The sequence below is a fragment of the Flavobacterium sp. genome (assembly GCF_017744675.1).
In the GTDB taxonomy this organism is placed as follows: Bacteria; Bacteroidota; Bacteroidia; order Flavobacteriales; family Flavobacteriaceae; genus Flavobacterium.
Map to the genome: position 1 here is coordinate 329,926 of NZ_JAGIAV010000004.1, position 21,263 is coordinate 351,188.

Consider the following 21,263-nt stretch of genomic DNA (forward strand, 5'->3'; position numbering starts at 1 on the left):
AAAATAGTTAAACAGAAATATATATTTGTGAGCAAATAAAAATTGCGCCATCTCAAAAGATTCGGAGATGGCGCAATTTTTAAGCATATTCATTTCATTAGGAAACAGGGTTAAACGTGAGTCCATTTAATATATTCCCCTTCCTTCAATAACAGTGGTTTGGCATTTCTTTCCTTTGCAAAATGTAAAAAATTTTCTTCAGGTTGAGGCGTTTCAAAATAATTCTCAGAGGCACGACCGTAGTGAATAGGACAAACTACTTTTGCATTTAAAAGTTTGGACGCCACAACAGCTTGTTCGGGATTCATTACAGCGGGTATTCCGGTATCAATTACTTTTCCTTGGTTCAAGCGGGCAGCATTGATCGGCATAAAAGCAATATCAAAAGGTCCGTATGCATTTGCTATATCACGCCAGTAGCCATGCCATAGTGTATCGCCACAATGAATAATTTTTTTTCCTCCACCTTGTACAATCCAAGATACTTGCGGATGACCGAAACCGTCTACTGCTGGCACCGGTATAGCCACTAAATCAGATGTCCATTTCGAAACATCTATAGGCTGGTATAATGGTACAGATTGAGTTTGCAATGCTCTTGTATCAAGCCAAGGCATTACATCTTGGTGACAATATAAACGGCTTCTATTATTAAATACTGTTTTAAGTGCCTCAGGATCATAATGGTCAGAATGATGATGTGTGATAAGAGCATGGCAATACTCGGTATCCACAGTTAGTTTCCTATCTTTCTCTTCTGCGTAGGAAGTAGCATCAATAAACAATGTTGTTTTATCAAGTTCAATTTTAATTCCCGCCCAAGCAAGTCTTTGTATTTTCATAGTAGTATTGTTTTGCGGTAATTCATTTTCTGCAGTATTGAGTTGCGCTTTTAATACTGATGGTATAGCAGCAATAGAAATAGCTGATGCACTATATCTTAACAATTCTCTTCTTGTCATTTTAATCGTTTTATTTCTTTGGTTAAAATGCTACAATGAAGTTATTGATGCACCCATACTTGATAATTGCAATAAAGCTGAACGACGAACTTCGTCGGCTGAAATTTTTCCTAGTAGTTCATTGGTAATTTCACACGCTCCAGTTGCTTCTGGATCAAGCGAAACATCAAGACCTTCCATAATAGCTTCACGGGCAGTAGTAGAAACGCAACCATGAGTATAAAAACCTACAATCAATACTTTCTCAGCATCAACTATTTTTAGCCATTTCCCAATATCGGTTCCTGTGAAAGCGCCATATACATTTTTTTGAAATTCTTTTTCAATGCCATGTCCGTTAATTGGGCCAAAACCAGAAACGAATTCAGCGCCCCATGTTCCTGGCGTAAAGGCAAGAGATTCTGTAGGCTTGTTAAAATGTCTGACCCATGCTATTGGGCGATTCTCTTTTCTTGCCTCTTCAACTCTTTTACTAATTGCAGTAATAGCTTCAGCATGATTGGGCACAGGTCTCTTGCCGTTTTGAGAGAACTCGTTTTGGGCATCAATTACAATAAGTGCTTGCATAGTATTTGGATTTTTAGTTAACACAAATGTAGATTCATCATTATGGTTTGACAATCCAATTCTTGCTAATTTAGAATCTCCTATTTACTGTTGCAGCATTTAAAAGCCACAGAATTTACAATACTATATAATCTATGGACTTCTGATTATAAAAATTTAGTTTTACTCATTTCCCACCCAATCATTGCTTGTTTACGAACTTTACCAAAATGGTAATTCCCTAAAGTTCCATCTCCTGAGATAATTCTATGGCAGGGAATAAGATAAAGGATAGAATTTTTTCCCACCGCAGAGCCTACAGCCCTAGCCGCTTCTGGCTGACCGATGAGTTGAGCGATCTGTTGAAAGGAGCTAACAGATCCAAATGGAATTTTAAGCAGAGCCTCCCAAACTTTTATTTGAAAGTCGGTTCCTTGTATTAATAGGTTAAGTTTTTCAGGATTTGTCTTATCAGGTTGAAAAATTTTCTTAATATATTGTTGGGTATAATCAGGTTTATGAACCAAATCAGCAAATTGCCATTGTTGCGAAAACAATTCAAATTCATTTCTGGTTCTTTCTTCGTCAATAAACTTTAATGCACAAATTCCTTTTTCGGTAACGGCTATAAAACACAAGCCAAATGGTGAAGCATGATATCCATAAAAAATTTCAAGACCTTTTCCGGCTGTTTTATATTGTTGCGGACTTACTCCTTCAATACTTACAAATAAATCATGCACTCTTGATTGGCTTGATAATCCAACTATCTCAGCCGCATCAATCATATTTTCAGTTTCGGCAATCTTGGTACGCAGATATTCTAAAGTAAGATACTTTATAAATTTTTTTGGACTAATACCAACCCAATCTGTAAAAATTCGCTGAAAGTGATAAGAGCTCATATATACTTTCTTGGCAATTTCATCCAAGTCGGGCTGCTCCTTAAAGTTCTCGGTTAAATAACCGATAGCTTTTTCAATTCTATAATAATTTACCAGTTCTTTACTCATTTTCACTGTACTATAATAACAAAGATAAATGCTAGAAATAAGCAAGGCAATCTGAAACTTGCGAGATATTTTTTATTCAACAACCCGTTCCAGATCGCACGGATTTGCAATCCGTGCACACAAAGTATATCTTAACAGATTTAAAAAAAACTTTTATTAATTACGAACGGTTTTGTGAACAATGGTTATCCTATCATTTCTCTCTTCGCTTATAAAAGAAAATAGCACTTCCAATTATTAAAAGAATAAGTATAGAGTAAAAATAATTTATAACATAATATGTGTCACCAATATTAAGGGTAAAATAGTAATCGGAAAAGTAAAAAAAAATAAAAAGCACGATGCAAATTGTTAAGAACACTAAAAATTTATTCTTCATTTTCTGTCATTATTAAATTATTAAAAAAAGCATTGAACATCTTAAAATAGCCAAAGTCCGCCTCTTGGAAACTAACATCTTCTATAACAAGTTCATACAATTCCTTAGGGAATTTACTGTAAAACAATTTTTTCTCAACAATAGATTCTATTTCAGAGATAATTTCTTTTAATTTTCGTTTCTCCAAATTAGATTCTTCTAATTCATCAATTCTATATTCAGAGAAAAATAATTCAATAATATTCTTTTGGCATTTAATAGCATAATAAGGAGCTATAATGCTAATCAACAACGATACCGTATACAATTGCCTATCCTCAATAATACTAAAATTAAAAGTCAGGCATTTATCACCATAATCAAATAAGGTGAAATCTTGAAAATTTTTTAAAGTATAATCATTTTCAAATTCCTTAAGAATATTTTTTGAACAAAGTTCTTTTGAATCCGATTGAAAAGTTTTGATTGTCTGATTCAATCTAAGATATTCCTCACTTTCAAAATACTTTTCACTTTCCTTTTCAAATGAAATGTTCTTCGGGTAAAAAATGTAAATCAAATTTTTTAAAACTTCTTCTACCATATTATTTAAATTAAAAAATACCTGTGTTTCCACAGGTATATATGATATTCTGATATTACAAACTTTTATTCATTTTCTTTAAAATTTTATAGAGAAATAAATTACTGCAATCCAAAAATATAACATTTAAAATCTGCAAAATCAATAATAAATAATCAAAATCTTTAATTACGATTTATTCCATACTTAGAAATCTTTTACTTTAAATTATTTATATAATTATAATGTAAATTTTGAAATACAAAACCCATTCTTTCAAAGGACTAATAATCATCAATCCAAAAATTATTAGGACTCTCCTTTTCTTGTCAATATTATAGCATAAATAGAGGATATCAGGAACATGGTTGCCGGAATTATAAATCCTTCATGTATTCTGTCGCAATAGTGGAATACTCCTGTAATGTAAAACAGTATAAACAGTAAAATTACAAAACAGCTTGTCAAAATTTTATAATTTTTGCTTCTTAAAAACAAAATAAGAAGTCCAACTGTAGGAATAACCATTAATCCTTGCCAAAATATTGATGACGAGTTATTAAAGAGATCATTCAAAAACGTGCCAAAAAATATAATTAGAAGAATAAAATTTGGCACTCCATTTTCTTGAATGCCAAAAGTTAATAAAAAAGTTATTACGGTTATTAATTTTAAAACTTTCAGATTCATAAACATGATTTTATTGTTTTAGGAGCATTAAATGATCCTGTGGTATAATTTGGAATGCCTTTTAATATCTCTGCAGTGGTGTCTGGACTATCAATATATCCAGAGGTTGAAACACCGGCAATATTTAGCACATCTGTGGCAAAATCAGCACAGTTGTGAAAACTTATATCATAATTATCAGACTGGTAAGCCTGCGAGAGCGTTATGATGCGATTCAATTGCGTTCCAGTAATGGCCAAACTGGCAGATACGTTGTAATGAGCCCCTCCATTATCTCCCATAATGCCTTGCCCTGTCACGGAACCAAGTAATCCTTTTTTAGGATAATAGCCATAAACTGCAGAATTGCTTCCTTGTGATATGCCAATGAATGCATGTCCTACTCCATTTTCTCCCCACATTGTTTCTGCATAGACAGTAAGTTTTGCCGATTTAGAAATATCCAAGCACTTCAGGAAATCTTTTATGCTTGTAATTGGCAAATCAGGAGGGGGAGGCATCGTCAGATTTTTCCCCTCTTCTATTAAAACACACTCTCCAAGTTTGTACCTATATCCTGCAGGACAACTATCTGAAGACTTAGGACTAGTTCCGCCGCTTCCACTACCTCCTCCAGTTGGCCCACCTTCTATAGTTGGATCTACACCCCCAATACTTTCGCAATATAGTAATTTAAGTGGCGTAAAATTACCTCCTTCCCAATAACCGAAAAAAGTACAATCATAATAGTCTTCACGCATTTTAGAAGATATCGATAACTTTACTTCTTTACCATTTTTATATTCTTTCGCAGTAACATTATTTGTAAGCAAGTTTTGTTTAAAAATTTTACCACTAAAATTATTTGATGCGCCATAATAAGCGGAAATTTTGTTTAAGCTTCTAGAATCATCGTCCGCGAAAATTTGAATGTAATATGCTTTAAAATTTTGCTGCGTGTCTTTTACAAAAACTAGACGATGGCTGTCATTTTGTAATGTTGCATTTTCATTTGACGTTTTTAAATTATCATCAAGTGTAAAAGGCACTTCAATTATCTCTTCGTCATTTCCATAAGAGACAATAGCGTTTTCCCAATCTATATTCTCAATGTATTGCAGAATAATTGCGTTATAATCATTTTTATGGTTATAGAACCATATCCTAGCTTTATCAGAAGCATCGGCATTTTTGTTATCTGCAATTTCATTTGGTGTACAATTTGTCATCAATGACAATCCAAAGATAACAACAAAGGCTTGTAAAATTTTTGTGATTTTTTCCATGGTTAGTAGTTTATATTTCTGGCTAACATATAATAAACAAATCAATAAACAAAGAAAAAACTTACATTTAACATATAAAAAGAAAGAATTTTATCTAAAAAAAATGAGTTAAATCTTAATTTTTCTATTGGTATTCTAATTATTTATTTCCTAAAATATTTGACTTTAAAACTAATTATCCATAAAAAAAACCAGTGAATTAGCTTCACTGGTTTTGTAATTATTTTTATAAATCATTAGTCCTTTCTTATCCTTGCAAGCAAACGCTCGAACTATAGTTTTTTTATAATTCTAAAGCATAATACAATACATCTTCTGTAGTGCCATCAAGCCAATTGAGTGTTTCTTTATGGGTATATACAAATCCTAAACGTTGATTGGCAGCTTTGGAAATCACATTACTTTCACGATGACTTACGGTTAATCTTTTCAAAGGCAGTTTAGACGCCCATTCCATTCTAATTTTATAAAGAAATGCAGATAAACCCTTTCCTCTATATTCTTTTTTTATATAAGACTGCCCTAAATAAGCTTCATCATCATTCAATCGCAGAATGCTTGTCATGCCAATTGGTGTGTCATTATCCAAAAGAACAAAAACTCCACGAGGATATTTTACACGTTCCTGCCATTCGGCATCTGTAAGGTCTGTTTCTGCTGGAGTGCTGCTACGAAACATAGAAGGCTCCGTTTGTATCGCCTCTAAGCGCATTGCTTTGTAAAGAAGGGCTTCGTCATCTCGTAACTGACGAATTTTGTAAGTACCCATTTCCATTTGTAATTGATTGTTATCCATAAATCCGAAAAAAATTGTCAAAAATCAGGCATAACAATATTACAAAATTATATGCTGGTAAAACAGCTAAGCAGTAAAAATCAGTACGATGTAATTTATGCATTCCCCCATTATACAAAGCATTCTTATATTATAAATGTCGCAAACTTTAAAACTAATTATCCATAAAAAAACCAGTGAATTAACTTCACTGGTTTTGTAATTATTTCTTATAAATCATCTTCTGTTTTAAGATGACTTATAAAACTGAATTTATTTTGTGATGCCAAAAATCATGACCAATTTATCGTTTAAATAAAAATTAAGGGTTTGGTCTGCTACATCAAAACGCAGGTCTTTATTGTTTAAATAAAATAGCATTTTTTGCTCTGTTTTATTTCCTTCTTCACCAATACATGCCATTAATGTAGCCGCTACTTTATCAAAAGAAATATGATCGCCATTGGTTTCATAAGTTCCAGTGAAGTTGTTGCAACCTGTATTGCCGCTAACTCTCTTTTCTGCTACATTAAACTTAATAGAAGCTTTGCCGTAATCTTGTCCAACATTTTCAAGCGCTATTAATTTCCAATTGTTTTTTTCAATAAAACTCCACAGTTGGTTTTGAGTTGGTATAGAAAATTCCATAACCGTTTTGTTCTTAGCATTTTTAAATTGTACTGTATTGTTTTTCTTTACAATTTTGAACTTTTTCTTAGTTATCGCGGCGCTGAAATCTTGTTCTAATTTCATGCTTTCGCTGTCACAAGCCATTAAAGTACCAAAAGGAGAATCGGTTTTAATTTGATTTTTTGAAAGCTTGGTATACTTTACATTAAAATTATTACATCCGTTTTTACCGCTAATTGTCCCCGTTTCATCATTAATTGTGATAAACGCTTTACCGCTATTTATCTTTTTTCCGTTTAACTGGGTCAAGATCATTTTGGTATTATAAATTCCTTTTTCTGCGTTTACAGGTGTTTTCGAAACAATACTTTTTAGTTTATATTGGTAAGAAGAAGCATCAGCAGGAATAGGTTGTGGTCTTTTTGTTCTTGTTACCACGATCTCATATCGATTTCCTTTTTCAAAATTAAAACCTTCAATATGATCATAAAACAGTTGCCATTCTTTGTCATTGCCATATTTTACTTGAAGACATTCCATTGGGCCAACACCTTGACATGACACTTTATTTTCTTTTACAAACATTTTTAAATTTTCCTGAGCATATGTAAATGTTGATACTAACACTACTACAAAAACATACATACATTTAAATCTTTTCATCATTTTTTAATTTTTTAGAACACCGATTAAGCATTCTGATTATTTATTTATGATTTTTTGCTTGGCACGAATTGTGCCACTTTAAAATAAAGAATGCTTTTAACTTTTTTTTATTATCCCTCAAAATCCACTTTTTCTTTAACAATCAAACTACTACACACTGATAATCAGTTTGCTTATATAAAAATAACAAAATCTATTGTTTTTGTTTTATTTAGGAATATTTTTGTAGTCTTTTTATTTGCATTTCAATTTAGACTATCAATCTTGCAGTACAAAATGTTCTTACAGTAAGGAGAATTTCAATCTGAAAATTTTCAGTCAAAACGCATCGTAGGAAAAAAAACGAATTAAAATTTAAGTGGACTGGATGAGAAATCCGAAAATTTTGCAATTAATTCTACAGGTTCTACATATTGCGGATTCTTGCTAATCTTTCCGTCTTTGATGACGTAAGGATGAGTAAGTAATATGTCTGCAAGTGTATTTGAACTGAAACTATTTATATCATACATGCATATTAGTGATACAGCATGTTTTGGAGTTAACAGATTCAGGCTGGCTTCGTATTTCAAAAGCTCATCGGTTCCTGGCAGATTTTTGAGAGCCCAAACCATATCTCCACAAGCTCTTATGTTTTCATAACCTGCTCTTGATGCAGACAATAAGGTCTGCTCTAGCATAGTATACATTTTTTCAGCAGCAAAATTGCCATCTTTTATGTAAGTGCTTTCAGAAGCCAAAACTTCCAGCTGACCCAACGATAATTTTTCAGCAATAGATATTCCATTATCAGCCAGACATCGGCAATGTTCGCCATGACGATTCTCTTCAAGGATATTGATGACTTTATCATTTGCTGCTAAACCTTCCATAATATAAGGAACGATTACTTCATATTGCTGTTCTTTGGAATCGAAAAATCCACAAATGTGCATTGGAGCCGAAAATGATTCTCCACATACTTCAAAAGATATTTGTTTGTTCATATCTCAAATGTACACAATTAATTTCTCTAATATAGCTTTAGGCATTAAAACCTGTGATAAACTTTCCTCTTACCTGCAAAATGTTGTGCAAATGGTTGCAACTTTGCATATTTAAAAAACATAGCCGAGCCTTTTGAGAAGTTTTTCAATTATATTCAACCAACTTTTAACCCTATAAAAGAGGGTTTAAAACTTCACGAAGAAAAGATTGCTTTGTACGAAAGGATGTTGAAAGAGAAAGAGGAAATGATGGTTAGGCTTGAGAAGTTGATTGGGAAGTAATTATTTGAGAGATATATTGATTTGAAAAGAAACTTTTTTGAGTTTCTTTTTGTTTGATCTTACTCTTCTAGAATTCTTTTAATCTTTGCTCTAAAAGATTGATTACTACTAGGAGGAATAATTCCGTAACCTAACATAGTTCCATTTCCAAATCTAATTTTGCATTTATATAACTCAAAAATTTCTGTGGCAAATAAATTTTGACGTTTTGAAAGTTTCGCTTCTAAATAATCTTTAATAGAACCAATTATTAAATCACTGAATTGTAAAAGCGGACTGTGATTGCATTTTGCAAAAAGAAGTGAATGAAAGAAATTACAATCCGATAATTTCCCAGATTTTGAAGGAGTTCCTGCTGATGATTTCCCTTGATGAAAAAGCTTATAGTATGCTTGGACTAATGGTTGTGGATTGCCGTCTGGAGGCCAATCTACAACAACATAGGTTTCATAATCTTTGTTCATAGCATCAATTCCGATACGCATTAGAATATTTTCAAAAGAATATTTTAGAAAATCTGGTTTAGATTTTTTTGCCAATTTAACATCATCTGAAAAACTTTCAATAATTCCACAAACTATTTTATAATCTAATTCTAGTGACTTTTTAATTATTTCTTTGCGCCAAGAGTTTGAGTCGGCAAGCATAACTTTATATTCATCAAGCCTATTGAATTCCTGAAATTTATCTTTTATCACCGTGTCCTTAAAGTTCCATTTCATCGGCAAATTTGGATGCGTATATTTTGATTTAGCATCACTTATGATTTTAAGCAACTTTTTTTCGTCAGTTTTACTAATTAAAATACCACCAAAAAGATGAATTCTATTCGTTTTATCTGATTTGTCTGATTTGCAATATGTGTCATCGGCATAAAATGTCTTCATATTTAAATCTCTAAATAATTACTATTAATATTCGTTAATGTAATATTTCACAATACTACGCTAAAAACCAGACATGAAATTACGGTTTTCCATAAAAAGTCTGACAGTTTATAGCGAAATTTGTCCCACTGTATAAATCGAACACTTATGATTTGTAATCTGTACAATTGGGTATAGATGAAAAGACCCAAAATGTTCAGGTTTAATATCTTCGGCTTAATAACCTTTTTTCATTTTAAATTCTTCCCATAATTGATTTGTTCTTTCTTGATTAGGAATTCCTCCACTTCCTCCATTTCTTTCGCATACAGAATCAATATAATCTAAGAAATCATGATCTAATGACGGTAATCTAAAATCTGTTTGCTTTTTAATTGCAGTTATATCGTCTATTGTAATTGTTCGTATGTCAGATTTATTAACGAAGTGGCCTCTTAAATATAAGGCTTTAATGGGAACATATGGATCTGGTAATTTGTCAAAATTTTCAAATGTTAAATGGTTTTTAAATAAATCCCAACAGAATAGCGCATGAATTAAACCTGCGTCAAGCCCTCTAGCACTAGACAAATTAAATGTATCTCCTTTTTGCGGATCGTTTCTTCTAAAATCATTTAAAGAAATTACATTTTTCAATAAATCTGGCGCTATCAATTCAACAATATTCAAAAAATGATGTTGCATGCTGATTTTATTTACCCAATTTTCAGTAAAACCAAATGTAACATTCCATTCTTCCATTTTTGATAAAAAATCTTTAAACAATAATATTCCAGAAGTATCGGTTTGTATTTTTCTTCTTTTTATTTGACTTTTAAACTCATTGAGTTTTTCTTGAAAATTTTCCATTTTTTATTCTCATTTATAAAAATTTATAAGTTGATTTAAAACCCGATTGCGCGGATTTGCAATCCGTGCCCGCAAAGTTGAGTAAACGCAACACTTTGAGCATTTCAAAATAAGTATAATAGAACAACATCTAAATCATTTTCTAGTCCCGAATAATTCCTTGCCGAGCTAAAATAATAATCCTCAGCTGAACTAACAGTTTTATCTTTTACTGGATTATTGTGGATGTATTCTATTTTTTGCTTAATAAATTTATTGCTGTAAATATGTTCTGCATGATAACCATTTTGCCAAACTTTATAATTCTGATCCTTTTTTAAATGCTCACAGGCTTTTTGAAAATATTCCAGCATCCATTCTCTTCTACTTTCGGGTTCATCTACTATTGTTTGTATTATTTTTTTGGATGTAAATTTTTTAAAATCTCTAATAATATTAGATAATACAAAACCGTTCGTCCCTTTGCAGAGCAAATGAATATGACTGCTCATAATACAATACGCATAAATTTCTAAGCCTTTATTTTCCTGACAATATTTTAAAGCATTTATTAAAATATTTTTCTGATTTAATCTAGTAAATATATCGATCCAGCCTACAGCAGTTATAGTTATAAAATAGGCTTCGTCAGTTGTTGTTGCTTTGTATTTTGTAGACATTTTTTTCAAACAAAAATAAAAAATATAAAGAAAAATCTTATATATTATTTATAAGATATTAAAGAAATACTTTGCGGGCACAGATTACAAATCTGCGCTATCGTTGCGCTTGTATTTTGTAGACAAGACATTAGCATAACAAAAAAAGTCCCATTTCTAATGCAATGAGACTTTTTTAAACTTATTTATTCCTTCGTTTTAAAAACCTTATAAAACACAAAAAGAACTACTTTTAAGGTATAACTATTCTTTTTTTAATTTTACGTTCTATTTCAGGTAACAATTTATTATTTAAAAGATTATTCATGCTTTCATCAAAATTGGGAAAATTTGGAGGACTTAGCATATTTTTCTTTTTCACATTGCTAATATTCCCAACATTAAAATCTGAAACTGCTTCATTCGTTTCTAAATTTATAAAATCATTATTCAAAAATATATTTGTTCTTTTATCTCCATCAAAGACTCCCGCTTTTTCAAACTCTATTCCAAAATACCCATCAACAATAAGTAAATAGTCCAAATTATATTTCACTCTTGCTTTTTTTAAATCGTCGTTTACATATTGTCGTTTTGTCCAAACGAAAATTGGGTCATTTGCTCTACTAACGGTATCTTTTATTTGAATAATTTCAACATTTAATGAAGCTAAATTTTTTAAATAGGCATTCATTATTCTTTCAATCGGGTTTCCTTTTCCAGTTTCTAAAAATTTATAAGCACCATTAAACATATCCTTTTTGTCTACGTTTGATATTTCAACGGTATTAGACATTACTTGTCTGGTTATTCTGTATGGGCCATTAATATTAAAAATTATACCTAGTTTTTTCTTTTCAGGGTTTTGCGAATAGATAAAATTAAAAAGTGCAGTTATACATACAATTAGAAAGATATTTCTTTGCTTCATTTTTTTATTTAGTTAAATTTTAATTGGGGTGTACAAATAATTTAGGAAAACCTATTTCTCTTTCGTTTTAAAAACCTTATAAAACACAAAAAGAATCCCCAACCAAACCGGAATTAATTCTACAGATAACTCCATATTTGTCATCCACATGATGGCTAAAATACCCAATAAAAAGGCGAAACAGATATAATTGCTTATTGGATAAAATATAGAAGCAAACTTCGTTTTGGTATTTTCTTTGTCTTTCGTTTGTCTAAATTTTAGATGCGTATACGAAATCATAACCCAGTTAATAACCAAGCAAGACACTACTAAAGACATTAAAATGCTAAAAGCTTCTTCTGGCATCACTTTGTTTATTAAAATACAAATCGCAGCAAAACAAGAGGAAATTAAAATGGCATTAACAGGTACCGAATGTTTGTTTAGTTTCTTTAAAAACTTAGGCGCACTTCCCTGATCTGCTAAACCAAATAACATTCGTGAATTACTATAAACACTACTGTTATAAACCGATAAAGCGGCAGTTAATACAATTAGATTAAGCACATTGGCTATAAGTTTTGTAAAAAAGATTTTTTGTCCAAACAGCGTAAATTCCATTCCGTTTAAGTTTTGAAAAACCATCACAAACGGACTACTATCTGTTGTAATTTGTCTCCAAGGCGACAAAGCAAATAGAATAACCAATGCACCTACATAAAATATAAGGATTCTATAAATAACCTGATTGGTTGCTTTTGGAATGTTTTTTTCTGGATTTTCGGCTTCGGCAGCGGTAATTCCGATCAGTTCTAATCCGCCAAAAGAAAACATAATCAGCGCCATTGCAGACAATAAACCTTGAAAATCTCCTTTTGCCGTTTTTTCGAAGAATCCTTTTGGAAAGAAACCTCCATCGTTATATAAGTTATGAATGGTAGCGTGCTCTCCTCCTGTTCCGCTTATTAACAAATAAGTTCCAAATAGAATCATAGCAATAATAGCCACCACTTTTATGATAGAAAACCAAAATTCGGTTTCTCCATATACTTTTACAGAGGCAAAATTTAGGGCATTAATAACCAGAAAGAAAAACAAACTGGATGTCCAAAGCGGAATTTCGGGCCACCAAAACTGCACATAAACTCCAATCGCTGTAAGTTCGGCCATACTTACCAGGATATACAAAATCCAATAATTCCAACCTGATGCAAAACCTGCAAATGAACCACAATACTTATAGGCAAAGTAGCTAAAGCTTCCTGATACGGGCTCTTCAACCACCATTTCGCCAAGCTGTCTCATAATAAAAAAAGCGATAATTCCGGCAATGGCGTATCCTAAGATAACAGATGGCCCTGCTAACACGGCCGCTGGACCAATACCAAGGAAAAGACCCGTTCCGATAGATCCGCCTAAGGCAATTAACTGAATGTGTCGATTAGTTAGTCCACGTTTAAGCTGAGTCTCTTCTACAGCATCATGATTTTTTTCCACAGATTAGGTTTTAAGAATTTAATTGTTTTTAGAGATCTATAAAAAGCGAAGATAAGCTAAAAAAGGAATTCACAAAGCATTGTTCTGTCGCATCTGCCAGAATCAAACATAAAAATTTAAGTTTTAAAAAATAAACTGCCCATTTCTTAAATCTTGCCTGAACCGATTTTCGATTGGTGTCGCAATTCCCACAAAAATAGAAGCTTCAGAGAAATCTGGAGCCTTTTCTGTCTGCCATTCTTTCTAGTTTCGAAAAACAACATTAGAATATAAGAGATTAAAAAACAGTATTTTAAGCAATAAAAAAGGGGATATTTCCCCTTTTATGGTACACTGCCCTTTATCTAATTTAGTCCAATCTTATCAGCCCTTGTTTTAGTCATCGGTTTAAGGTCTAGTTAGAAGCTTTATTTCCAATTACTATCTACGCTTTGAATCTTTTTCTCTCTATAAAATTTCACTTTAGTATTTATAATAAACTTTATTCAAAGATGATTTTTGAAGTCATACAAATAATTTCAGAACAAGTAAACAGCTATCTCGAAGAAATCGGGTTAGAAAAAACCGTTGTGCCAGAAAATATTGCTTTCCTTGAGTCTCAAAATGAAGATATAGCTACAGCCTTAAAAGATGGCGTGGCACTTACTGTGATCAATTTAGATGAAGAAGCTACTTTAAAAAACTTCCCTAATCATATTATTGAAAATACTAAAACTATATATAAAAACAGTATCGTCAATTTAAATCTGTTTATCCTTTTTAGCGCCAACAGAGACAAGTATATTAATTCTTTGAAAGACATTTCAAAAATTATTGAATTTTTTCAGGGAAAAAAACTTTTCACCCAGGCCAATACGATCTATAACAGAAACAGCAGTGCCATGAGCAATGTAGACAACTTTAGATTTACGGTAGAACTCTACACACCCACTTTTGAAGAATTAAATTACATCTGGGGAACACTGGGCGGAAAACAGCTTCCATCAGCTTTATATAAAGTGAGCATGATTCAAATCGAGCGCGATATTGCACAGGCTGAAGGACAGCTTATTGGCGAGTTTTCAGGAATAACTAAAAAGAAAGAACAGTCATGAGTTTTGCTACTACATACGGATTGCTGTTTAATGTAACGGTTCTTCATAATTATTTTTTGAATAACGGCGAAGAAACTTTTGCAAGCATGTCTGATGCTAAAAAAGAAAAAATGCTGCAGCCTTATAACACCGACGCCTTTGCAACAATAACACCGACTTTGGAAACCAATACAGTACTTAGAAACTACAAAATGGTATTCAAAAAAACGAAAACAGGCTTTGGAGTCTATGTTAAAGTGAAAGCAACAGATGAATTGGATCCGTTTATTAAAATTCCTGACGACTTGAACTTAAAATTTCTAATTAAAATTAACGATTATCAGTTTGAAAATTATACTAATCTTGATTTTGCTTTTACTCAAGCATATCTCTTCAGCAATGCAAAACCATTGACTGAACCCGTTACATTCGAATATCTTCCCAAAATAAGCGACAATAAACTCATTTCAAATGCTTTCTTGGTATCTGGAGAAACCACAGCCAATTTAATTTCGATACTACAGCCATCAGAACAGCAAAATGTATTTGGTTTGGTTTCGATTAACGCTAAAGGAGACAACAGTTCTGGAAACCTTGTAAACAATCTGGGGAAAATGTTAAGTCCAAGTTTTAAAATTCATTTTGATAATCGAAAAACGCTTTGGAAGTTCATAAATCGAAAGGCAGGAACCGTCATCAAGACCAATGCTGCAAAACCATTAACGCAATCTGGCTTTGTTGAAATTGACCCTCTTACCGATTTTACGCCCTCACAACCAGCAGAAAGCCAATATCCAAATCCTTCTGTAAAATCAATAACAAAATTCAATAGTGATTACTATTCAGAAATATTTATTTAATAATTAAAAAACAATTCAATTATGGCAACAACTTACAAAACGCCTGGAGTATATGTAGAGGAAATCGTAAAGTTCCCTCCTTCTGTTGCCCAGGTAGAGACTGCGATTCCGTGTTTTATTGGCTATACTGAAAAAGCCACGAACAAGATTAATGGAGATTTGAAATTGAAACCAACAAGAATAACATCTCTTTTAGAATATGAGCGCTTTTTTGGCTTTGCAAAACCAGAAACTACAATTAGTGTAACCATTAATGATGTTTCAACTGAAAATGGAGATGTAAGATCTATTGTTGTAGATCAGCCCACTTCAAAACAGCCTTTTTTGATGTATTATTCATTACAGCTGTTTTTTGCCAATGGCGGAGGCCCTTGCTACATTATTTCGGTAGGACGTTATGGAAACGACTTAGATGATTCAGATATTCAAATTACGGCAATCAATAACAGCACTGCATTGAACGATGGACTAGCCGAATTAGAAAAGGTAGACGAGCCAACACTAATTCTATTTCCTGATGCCACTAGAGTGAGCGGCATTACAACAACTGATTTCTACGGATTATACAACAATGCTTTAATGCAGTGCCAAGACCTTCAGGACAGATTTACCTTAATCGATACTTTAAGTTATGATGAGTCTAGCCCAACCGATACCAACGTAGATGACTTAAGGGATAAAATCAGTTCTGAAAAAGATACCATTAAATACGGAGCAGCTTATTATCCTCACTTAGAAACCATTCTAGACTATGCTTTTGACAGTAGTAAAATTGTATTAAAACACTACTCTTATACCGCAAAAGCATACGACCAAATTGCTGCAGGACTGGTAGCTATCGAAAATCCGACTACAGGAATCGATGCCACCGTAGCCAAATTGATTGACGTGACCACTACTCCTGGAGATATTTCTGGTCAAGTGAGCGATCTGTTTTTACAGATCTACAGCAATGATGCAACTGGTTTTGATTTAGGAGGAACTTTTGTGAGCGATCCTACCAAAAAAACAGCTTTCTTGAATAAACTGAATGTGGTGCTTGCTTCTTTAGAAAGTTTATCTCTTTTGAGAAATTCGCTAAACGACGAAGCAAATGCTGCCATCAGTACCATATCTGATGAGGACATGACCATTGCTGCTGGTATTGCAAGTGCTTTAACTGCTTTTAATTTGAACTTTACCGACACAAACAAAATTGATTCTGTTTACAAAAACTTAAAAACATTAAAGAAAAAAGTACAGGACGAGAACGATACGCCTAAACTGCTTAAAATTATTTCAACTGATACCGTAAGCTTTGATAAAGAATTAAAAAAGCTTGTAAACTATGCTCCTTTAAATGCTCAAACTGGAATTACAGTATCTACAAATAATTTCTCTGGCATTAAAGGCACTCTTTTGACGCTTTTAAATGCGATTAAATCTGTTAACGGAAAAGATGTGAATAATGGAGCATTGAACGGCAGAAAATTAAGCACTTTAGAAGCTATCGACAATGCGACTTTCAATAAAATACTTACTGAAATTTACAACCTGCCTATAACACTTCCTCCAAGCTCTGCTATTGCGGGAGTTTATGCCAGAGTTGATAAAGACAGAGGCGTATGGAAAGCTCCTGCAAATGTAAGTTTGAACTATGTAATAAAACCAACCGTTAAAATAACAAATACCATTCAGGACAACTTAAATGTTGATACTGTTGCAGGTAAATCGATCAACGCTATCAGAACTTTTACCGGCAAGGGAACCTTGGTTTGGGGGTCAAGAACCTTAGCCGGTAACGATAGTGAATGGCGCTATGTACCCGTTCGCCGCTTTTTTAACATGGCCGAAGAATCTATTAAAAAAGCAACCGAACAATTCGTTTTTGAGCCAAACGATGCCAATACTTGGATAAGAGTAAGAGCTATGATTGAAAATTTCTTAATTCTTCAATGGAGAGCTGGCGCTTTGGCAGGAGCAAAACCTGAACAAGCATTTTATGTGCGAATCGGACTGGGACAAACCATGTCGGCTATGGATATTTTAGACGGTAAAATGATAATCGAAATTGGTATGGCAGTAGTTCGTCCGGCTGAGTTTATCATCCTACGTTTCTCTCACAAAATGCAGGAATCTTAATTAAATCATCATTAAAAAAATATAGATCATGAGTTATCCGTTAGCAAAGTTTCATTTCTCAGTTGACTGGGGTGGAACAAAAATAGGCTTTACAGAAGTTTCCGGATTAGATGTAGAAACTGAAGTTATTGAGTACCGTCAGGGCGCAAGTCCAGAATACAGTAAAATCAAGATGCCAGGCATGCAAAAGTTCTCTAACATTACGATGAAAAGAGGCACTTTTAAAAGCGATAATGAATATTACGCTTGGTGGAATACGGTAAAACTAAATACCATCGAAAGAAGGGATATTACCATTAAATTACTCAATGAGGAACACGAACCAGTAATTACTTGGAAAGTAAAAAATGCGTGGCCAACAAAAGTGCAATCGACTGATCTAAAAGCCGATGGAAACGAAGTGGCCATTGAATCCATCGAATTGGTTCATGAAGGTTTGTCTATTCAAAATGACTAGTGATGGCTAATTATTATCCACCCGTCGGCTTTCATTTTCTGGTTGAATTTGATCAATTGGGAACAAAAGAAAAAGATCATCAATTTCAATCGGTATCAGGACTTTCTGTAGATCTTGAAACAGAAGAATTTGTCGAGGGTGGAGAAAACAGATTCAAACACAAATTCCCTGTCAAAACCAAATATCCCAATTTGGTTTTAAAAAGAGGAATCCTTATTGATTCTGACGTAATAGAATGGTGCAGAAAAGCATTAGAAAATTTCGAATTCAAGCCTGTAGATTTAACTGTAAAACTTTTAAATCAAGATCACGAACCTTTAATGCATTGGAAAGTGGTACATGCTTATCCTGTAAAATGGGCTGTTGAAGATTTTAGTGCTTTAGAAAGCAAAATTGTTGTTGAAAGCTTTGAACTTGCTTATAATTATTTCACTCTTCATCAAAAATAATGTACCATGCCCATTGAAATCAAAGAGCTTCACATTAAAATAAACGTGAGCGAAAATTCAAACTCTGGCGCAAAACCTGCTTCTACTTCATCATCTACAAATGATAAAGATAGCGTAGCGGAGTGTGTCGAGCAAGTAATGAAGATTATTGAACGAAAAAAAGAACGCTAATATGACAACTACAGGAGAATTAAAAAAACTGAAGATTATTGCTTATAGCGATCCGCAATTCAACAATCCCATTTCGGATATTGAAGAGTTCGTTACGCTCATGAATCCCGAAAAATATACTTTTCATTACAGGATCGAGCAAGACACTACTCAAGCCGCTGGCACAAGCAGTCCTGCACCAAGATTCACAGCAATTGCTCCAGAGGAACTAGAATTGGATTTTGTTTTTGATCGAACAGGCGTTATTGCGGGCAAGGAAAGCACCGAAAATGGCGTCATTGAAGACATTGAACATTTTAGAAAAGTAATTTTAGAATATAACGGCACAGAACATAAGCCCAACTATTTAAAAATTGCTTGGGGAAGTCTGCTGTTTAAAGGCTCTCTCACAGAAATGACCATTGAGTACAAACTTTTCAGGCCAGACGGAACACCCGTAAGAGCCATAGCAAAAGGAAAATTTAAGGGAGTTGTCGAAGATGAATTAAGAGCCAAACAGCAAAACAATCAATCTCCTGATTTAACGCATACCAGAACGGTAAAAGCAGGCGATACGCTTCCTTTAATGTCTTTTAAAATCTATGGCGATTCTAAGTATTATCTCGAAGTAGCCAGAGCCAACAAGCTTATCAATTTCAGAAAATTAAAAATTGGCCAGAAAATCTTTTTTCCACCTCTTCAAAAACAACAATAAATGAACAATAGCGGCGTCATACAAACCAGTAAAAGTGCAGATTTAATAACACACAAAGTGCTTATTGAAGGAACTGAGCTATCTGGCGTTTACCAAGTAATGAGCATTGTTGTTCATAATGAGGTAAATAGAATACCTATGGCGCAAATTATTCTGACCGATGGAGATGCTGCCGCTCAAGATTTTAAATTAAGTAATGAAGATTTGCTCATTCCAGGAAAAAAAATAGAAATAAAAGCGGGTTATCATAGTGATGAAGAAACCATTTATAAAGGGATCGTTGTAAAACATTCCATAAAAATAAAAGACAATTCATCCTTGTTAATTGTAGAATGCAAAGACGAAGCAGTAAAACTGACCATTGGCAGAAAGAGCAAATATTTTTATGATGTAAAAGACAGCGATGCTTTTGAAGAAATTATAGGCGCTTACGGACTGCAAAAAGACGTGGAAAGCACAAATTATAGTCACAAAGAGTTAGTGCAGTACAATGCTTCCGATTGGGATTTTATAGTTTCACGTGCGCAAGCCAATGGAAAAATATGTTTTGTGGAAAATGGCAAAATTTCGATAAAAAAACCAGATTTGGCTTCTGAACCAGTTGAAACTGTTTCTTTTGGCAGCAGTATGCTCGATTTTGACGCCGAAATTGATGCTCGAAATCAGTTTGCCAAAGTTTCTTCCTACAGTTGGAATGCGTCCAATCAGGAATTATTAGAAATTGAAGCCAAAGATCCGAGCGTGAGCTTAAACGGAAATCTAACGCCTTCGGATTTGTCCGATATCGTAAAACTGGAAAATTTAGAATTGCGTCATGGCGGTCATATTACCGATACCGAATTGCAGGATTGGGCAGATGCAAAATTATTGTTCCAACAGCTGTCGAAAGTCCGCGGAAGAGTCAAATTTCAAGGTATTCCAGCCGTAAAGCCTAATACCATCCTTATGCTTGAAGGCGTAGGCGATCGTTTTAATGGCAAAGCATACGTGACAGGAGTTTTTCATGAAATAGCAAATGGCAATTGGACTGTAAACGCACAGTTTGGCCTGAATCCAGAATGGTTTTCTGAAACGTATGATATCAATACGCCATCGGCTTCGGGAATCATTCCGTCTATAAAAGGACTTCATATTGGTATTGTAACTCAGCTTCAAGACGATCCTGACGGCGAAGACAGAATTTTGGTAAAAATACCTATCATCAATAACGAAGAACAGGGCATTTGGTGCAGAGTTGCGGCTCTAGATGCAGGCGACAACAGAGGTACATTTTTTAGGCCCGAAATTGAAGACGAAGTAATTATTGGCTTCATCAACGAAGATCCTAATGATGCAATTGTGTTAGGAATGCTCCACAGCAGTGCAAAACCTGCTCCGCTAAAGGCATCTGACGATAATCATCAAAAAGGGATTTTTACAAGAAGTGAAATGAAAGTGCTCTTTGACGACGATAAAAAATCGATAGCTATTGAGACTCCAGCAGGAAAGAAAATAACGCTAGACGAAGACAAAGGATCTATAGTTGTTGAAGACGAAAATTCGAACGTGATTACAATTGACAGTGCAGGAATAAAAATGGAAAGCGCAGGCGATATTTCGATAAAAGCAACAGGCGATGTAAAAATTGAAGGCACCAATGTTAATCTAAAAGCAACTGCCCAATTTAAAGCCGAAGGAAATGCTGGCGCAGAAATGTCATCGGCAGCAGTCGCAATTGTGAAAGGAAGCATTGTTCAGATAAATTAAAAAAATCTTTTTAACACATAGAAACATAGTTTTTTATGTTGAAAAGAGAGAGAGTAAAAGAAACAAGTTTCCACACATAGCTGAACTATGTGCATTGATGCAAGTGAAGCGCCTTTACGCACAAAGCAAAACTATGTTTCTATGTGTTAAAA

At 33.4% G+C, this 21,263-nt stretch carries 21 protein-coding genes and 1 pseudogene; 9 read left to right on the top strand and 13 right to left on the bottom strand.

The annotated features are described in order from the left end of the window. Positions 1-110: 110 nt before the first annotated feature. The 8 genes from J7574_RS11760 to J7574_RS11795 form a co-directional block, all read right to left on the bottom strand. Positions 111-962: an MBL fold metallo-hydrolase gene (locus J7574_RS11760; RefSeq protein ID WP_290968331.1), complete on the bottom strand. Its 852-nt coding sequence runs from the start codon at positions 960-962 to the stop codon at positions 111-113. 30 nt (positions 963-992) lie between these two features. Further along, positions 993-1,529: a cysteine hydrolase family protein gene (locus J7574_RS11765; protein ID WP_290968333.1), complete on the bottom strand. Its 537-nt coding sequence runs from the start codon at positions 1,527-1,529 to the stop codon at positions 993-995. Positions 1,530-1,675: 146 nt separating this feature from the next. Further along, on the bottom strand, positions 1,676-2,521 hold the full coding sequence (locus J7574_RS11770; RefSeq protein ID WP_290968335.1) for a methylated-DNA--[protein]-cysteine S-methyltransferase: 846 nt from the start codon (positions 2,519-2,521) through the stop codon (positions 1,676-1,678). 368 nt (positions 2,522-2,889) lie between these two features. Beyond that, positions 2,890-3,483, bottom strand: coding sequence for a hypothetical protein (locus tag J7574_RS11775; RefSeq protein ID WP_290968337.1), 594 nt, complete (start codon positions 3,481-3,483; stop codon positions 2,890-2,892). A gap of 665 nt (positions 3,484-4,148) precedes the next feature. Then, entirely contained in the window at positions 4,149-5,360 is a 1,212-nt protein-coding gene (locus tag J7574_RS11780) for a hypothetical protein (RefSeq protein WP_290968339.1), read from the bottom strand. A 340-nt stretch (positions 5,361-5,700) separates the two neighbouring features. Next, complete coding sequence (locus tag J7574_RS11785; RefSeq protein ID WP_290968340.1) at positions 5,701-6,192, bottom strand: GNAT family N-acetyltransferase; 492 nt, start codon at positions 6,190-6,192, stop codon at positions 5,701-5,703. 273 nt (positions 6,193-6,465) lie between these two features. Further along, positions 6,466-7,488, bottom strand: a complete 1,023-nt coding sequence (locus J7574_RS11790; protein ID WP_290968342.1) for an META domain-containing protein — start codon at positions 7,486-7,488, stop codon at positions 6,466-6,468. 347 nt (positions 7,489-7,835) lie between these two features. Further along, a complete protein-coding gene (locus J7574_RS11795; RefSeq protein WP_290968344.1) occupies positions 7,836-8,474 on the bottom strand; it encodes an MEDS domain-containing protein in 639 nt (212 codons plus the stop codon). Between the two features lie 162 nt (positions 8,475-8,636). Between J7574_RS11795 and J7574_RS11800 the strand changes: the two are divergent. Further along, a pseudogene (locus tag J7574_RS11800) lies at positions 8,637-8,756 on the top strand (XRE family transcriptional regulator); the annotation flags it as partial. Positions 8,757-8,815: 59 nt separating this feature from the next. Here the strand turns inward: J7574_RS11800 and J7574_RS11805 are convergent. From J7574_RS11805 to J7574_RS11825, 5 genes are all read right to left on the bottom strand, one after another. After that, positions 8,816-9,643, bottom strand: coding sequence for a DUF3800 domain-containing protein (locus J7574_RS11805; RefSeq protein ID WP_290968346.1), 828 nt, complete (start codon positions 9,641-9,643; stop codon positions 8,816-8,818). A 216-nt stretch (positions 9,644-9,859) separates the two neighbouring features. Further along, on the bottom strand, positions 9,860-10,492 hold the full coding sequence (locus tag J7574_RS11810; protein WP_290968348.1) for a hypothetical protein: 633 nt from the start codon (positions 10,490-10,492) through the stop codon (positions 9,860-9,862). Between the two features lie 104 nt (positions 10,493-10,596). After that, the gene (locus J7574_RS11815; protein WP_290968350.1) at positions 10,597-11,151 is read right to left on the bottom strand and encodes a transposase; all 555 of its coding nucleotides are present in this window, start codon (positions 11,149-11,151) and stop codon (positions 10,597-10,599) included. A 232-nt stretch (positions 11,152-11,383) separates the two neighbouring features. Beyond that, positions 11,384-12,061, bottom strand: coding sequence for a hypothetical protein (locus J7574_RS11820; protein ID WP_290968352.1), 678 nt, complete (start codon positions 12,059-12,061; stop codon positions 11,384-11,386). Between the two features lie 51 nt (positions 12,062-12,112). Beyond that, a complete protein-coding gene (locus tag J7574_RS11825) occupies positions 12,113-13,540 on the bottom strand; it encodes an amino acid permease (RefSeq protein ID WP_290968354.1) in 1,428 nt (475 codons plus the stop codon). Positions 13,541-14,031: 491 nt separating this feature from the next. Here J7574_RS11825 and J7574_RS11830 point away from each other — a divergent pair, with 491 nt between their 5' ends. Genes J7574_RS11830 through vgrG form a run of 8 tightly spaced genes read left to right on the top strand, consistent with a single transcriptional unit; the run spans position 14,032 to position 21,111 of the window. Beyond that, on the top strand, positions 14,032-14,634 hold the full coding sequence (locus tag J7574_RS11830; protein ID WP_290968355.1) for a DUF4255 domain-containing protein: 603 nt from the start codon (positions 14,032-14,034) through the stop codon (positions 14,632-14,634). Beyond that, a complete protein-coding gene (locus tag J7574_RS11835) occupies positions 14,631-15,473 on the top strand; it encodes a hypothetical protein (RefSeq protein WP_290968356.1) in 843 nt (280 codons plus the stop codon). The genes J7574_RS11830 and J7574_RS11835 overlap by 4 nt, the downstream gene beginning before the upstream one ends. Positions 15,474-15,494: 21 nt before the next feature. Beyond that, positions 15,495-17,594 (top strand): phage tail sheath C-terminal domain-containing protein, encoded by a 2,100-nt coding sequence (locus J7574_RS11840; RefSeq protein WP_290968357.1) that lies wholly within the window; start codon positions 15,495-15,497, stop codon positions 17,592-17,594. A 28-nt stretch (positions 17,595-17,622) separates the two neighbouring features. Next, positions 17,623-18,051, top strand: coding sequence for a phage tail protein (locus tag J7574_RS11845; RefSeq protein WP_057123864.1), 429 nt, complete (start codon positions 17,623-17,625; stop codon positions 18,049-18,051). 2 nt (positions 18,052-18,053) lie between these two features. Then, on the top strand, positions 18,054-18,500 hold the full coding sequence (locus tag J7574_RS11850) for a phage tail protein (protein WP_290968361.1): 447 nt from the start codon (positions 18,054-18,056) through the stop codon (positions 18,498-18,500). A gap of 6 nt (positions 18,501-18,506) precedes the next feature. Further along, positions 18,507-18,671: a DUF5908 family protein gene (locus J7574_RS11855; protein ID WP_290968363.1), complete on the top strand. Its 165-nt coding sequence runs from the start codon at positions 18,507-18,509 to the stop codon at positions 18,669-18,671. 1 nt (position 18,672) lies between these two features. After that, a complete protein-coding gene (locus J7574_RS11860; protein WP_290968365.1) occupies positions 18,673-19,365 on the top strand; it encodes a LysM peptidoglycan-binding domain-containing protein in 693 nt (230 codons plus the stop codon). Beyond that, positions 19,366-21,111, top strand: coding sequence for a type VI secretion system tip protein VgrG (gene vgrG / locus J7574_RS11865; RefSeq protein WP_290968367.1), 1,746 nt, complete (start codon positions 19,366-19,368; stop codon positions 21,109-21,111). The last annotated feature ends 152 nt before the right edge of the window (positions 21,112-21,263 follow it).

What these genes read in the sequence shown, in the direction of transcription:
- J7574_RS11760 (WP_290968331.1), bottom strand. Translation starts at nt 962, where the DNA reads ATGACAAGAAGAGAATTGTTAAGATATAGTGCATCAGCTATTTCTATT.
- J7574_RS11765 (WP_290968333.1), bottom strand. Translation starts at nt 1,529, where the DNA reads ATGCAAGCACTTATTGTAATTGATGCCCAAAACGAGTTCTCTCAAAAC.
- J7574_RS11770 (WP_290968335.1), bottom strand. Translation starts at nt 2,521, where the DNA reads ATGAGTAAAGAACTGGTAAATTATTATAGAATTGAAAAAGCTATCGGT.
- J7574_RS11775 (WP_290968337.1), bottom strand. Translation starts at nt 3,483, where the DNA reads ATGGTAGAAGAAGTTTTAAAAAATTTGATTTACATTTTTTACCCGAAG.
- J7574_RS11780 (WP_290968339.1), bottom strand. Translation starts at nt 5,360, where the DNA reads ATGACAAATTGTACACCAAATGAAATTGCAGATAACAAAAATGCCGAT.
- J7574_RS11785 (WP_290968340.1), bottom strand. Translation starts at nt 6,192, where the DNA reads ATGGAAATGGGTACTTACAAAATTCGTCAGTTACGAGATGACGAAGCC.
- J7574_RS11790 (WP_290968342.1), bottom strand. Translation starts at nt 7,488, where the DNA reads ATGATGAAAAGATTTAAATGTATGTATGTTTTTGTAGTAGTGTTAGTA.
- J7574_RS11795 (WP_290968344.1), bottom strand. Translation starts at nt 8,474, where the DNA reads ATGAACAAACAAATATCTTTTGAAGTATGTGGAGAATCATTTTCGGCT.
- J7574_RS11805 (WP_290968346.1), bottom strand. Translation starts at nt 9,643, where the DNA reads ATGAAGACATTTTATGCCGATGACACATATTGCAAATCAGACAAATCA.
- J7574_RS11810 (WP_290968348.1), bottom strand. Translation starts at nt 10,492, where the DNA reads ATGGAAAATTTTCAAGAAAAACTCAATGAGTTTAAAAGTCAAATAAAA.
- J7574_RS11815 (WP_290968350.1), bottom strand. Translation starts at nt 11,151, where the DNA reads ATGTCTACAAAATACAAAGCAACAACAACTGACGAAGCCTATTTTATA.
- J7574_RS11820 (WP_290968352.1), bottom strand. Translation starts at nt 12,061, where the DNA reads ATGAAGCAAAGAAATATCTTTCTAATTGTATGTATAACTGCACTTTTT.
- J7574_RS11830 (WP_290968355.1), top strand. Translation starts at nt 14,032, where the DNA reads ATGATTTTTGAAGTCATACAAATAATTTCAGAACAAGTAAACAGCTAT.
- J7574_RS11835 (WP_290968356.1), top strand. Translation starts at nt 14,631, where the DNA reads ATGAGTTTTGCTACTACATACGGATTGCTGTTTAATGTAACGGTTCTT.
- J7574_RS11840 (WP_290968357.1), top strand. Translation starts at nt 15,495, where the DNA reads ATGGCAACAACTTACAAAACGCCTGGAGTATATGTAGAGGAAATCGTA.
- J7574_RS11845 (WP_057123864.1), top strand. Translation starts at nt 17,623, where the DNA reads ATGAGTTATCCGTTAGCAAAGTTTCATTTCTCAGTTGACTGGGGTGGA.
- J7574_RS11850 (WP_290968361.1), top strand. Translation starts at nt 18,054, where the DNA reads ATGGCTAATTATTATCCACCCGTCGGCTTTCATTTTCTGGTTGAATTT.
- J7574_RS11855 (WP_290968363.1), top strand. Translation starts at nt 18,507, where the DNA reads ATGCCCATTGAAATCAAAGAGCTTCACATTAAAATAAACGTGAGCGAA.
- J7574_RS11860 (WP_290968365.1), top strand. Translation starts at nt 18,673, where the DNA reads ATGACAACTACAGGAGAATTAAAAAAACTGAAGATTATTGCTTATAGC.
- vgrG (WP_290968367.1), top strand. Translation starts at nt 19,366, where the DNA reads ATGAACAATAGCGGCGTCATACAAACCAGTAAAAGTGCAGATTTAATA.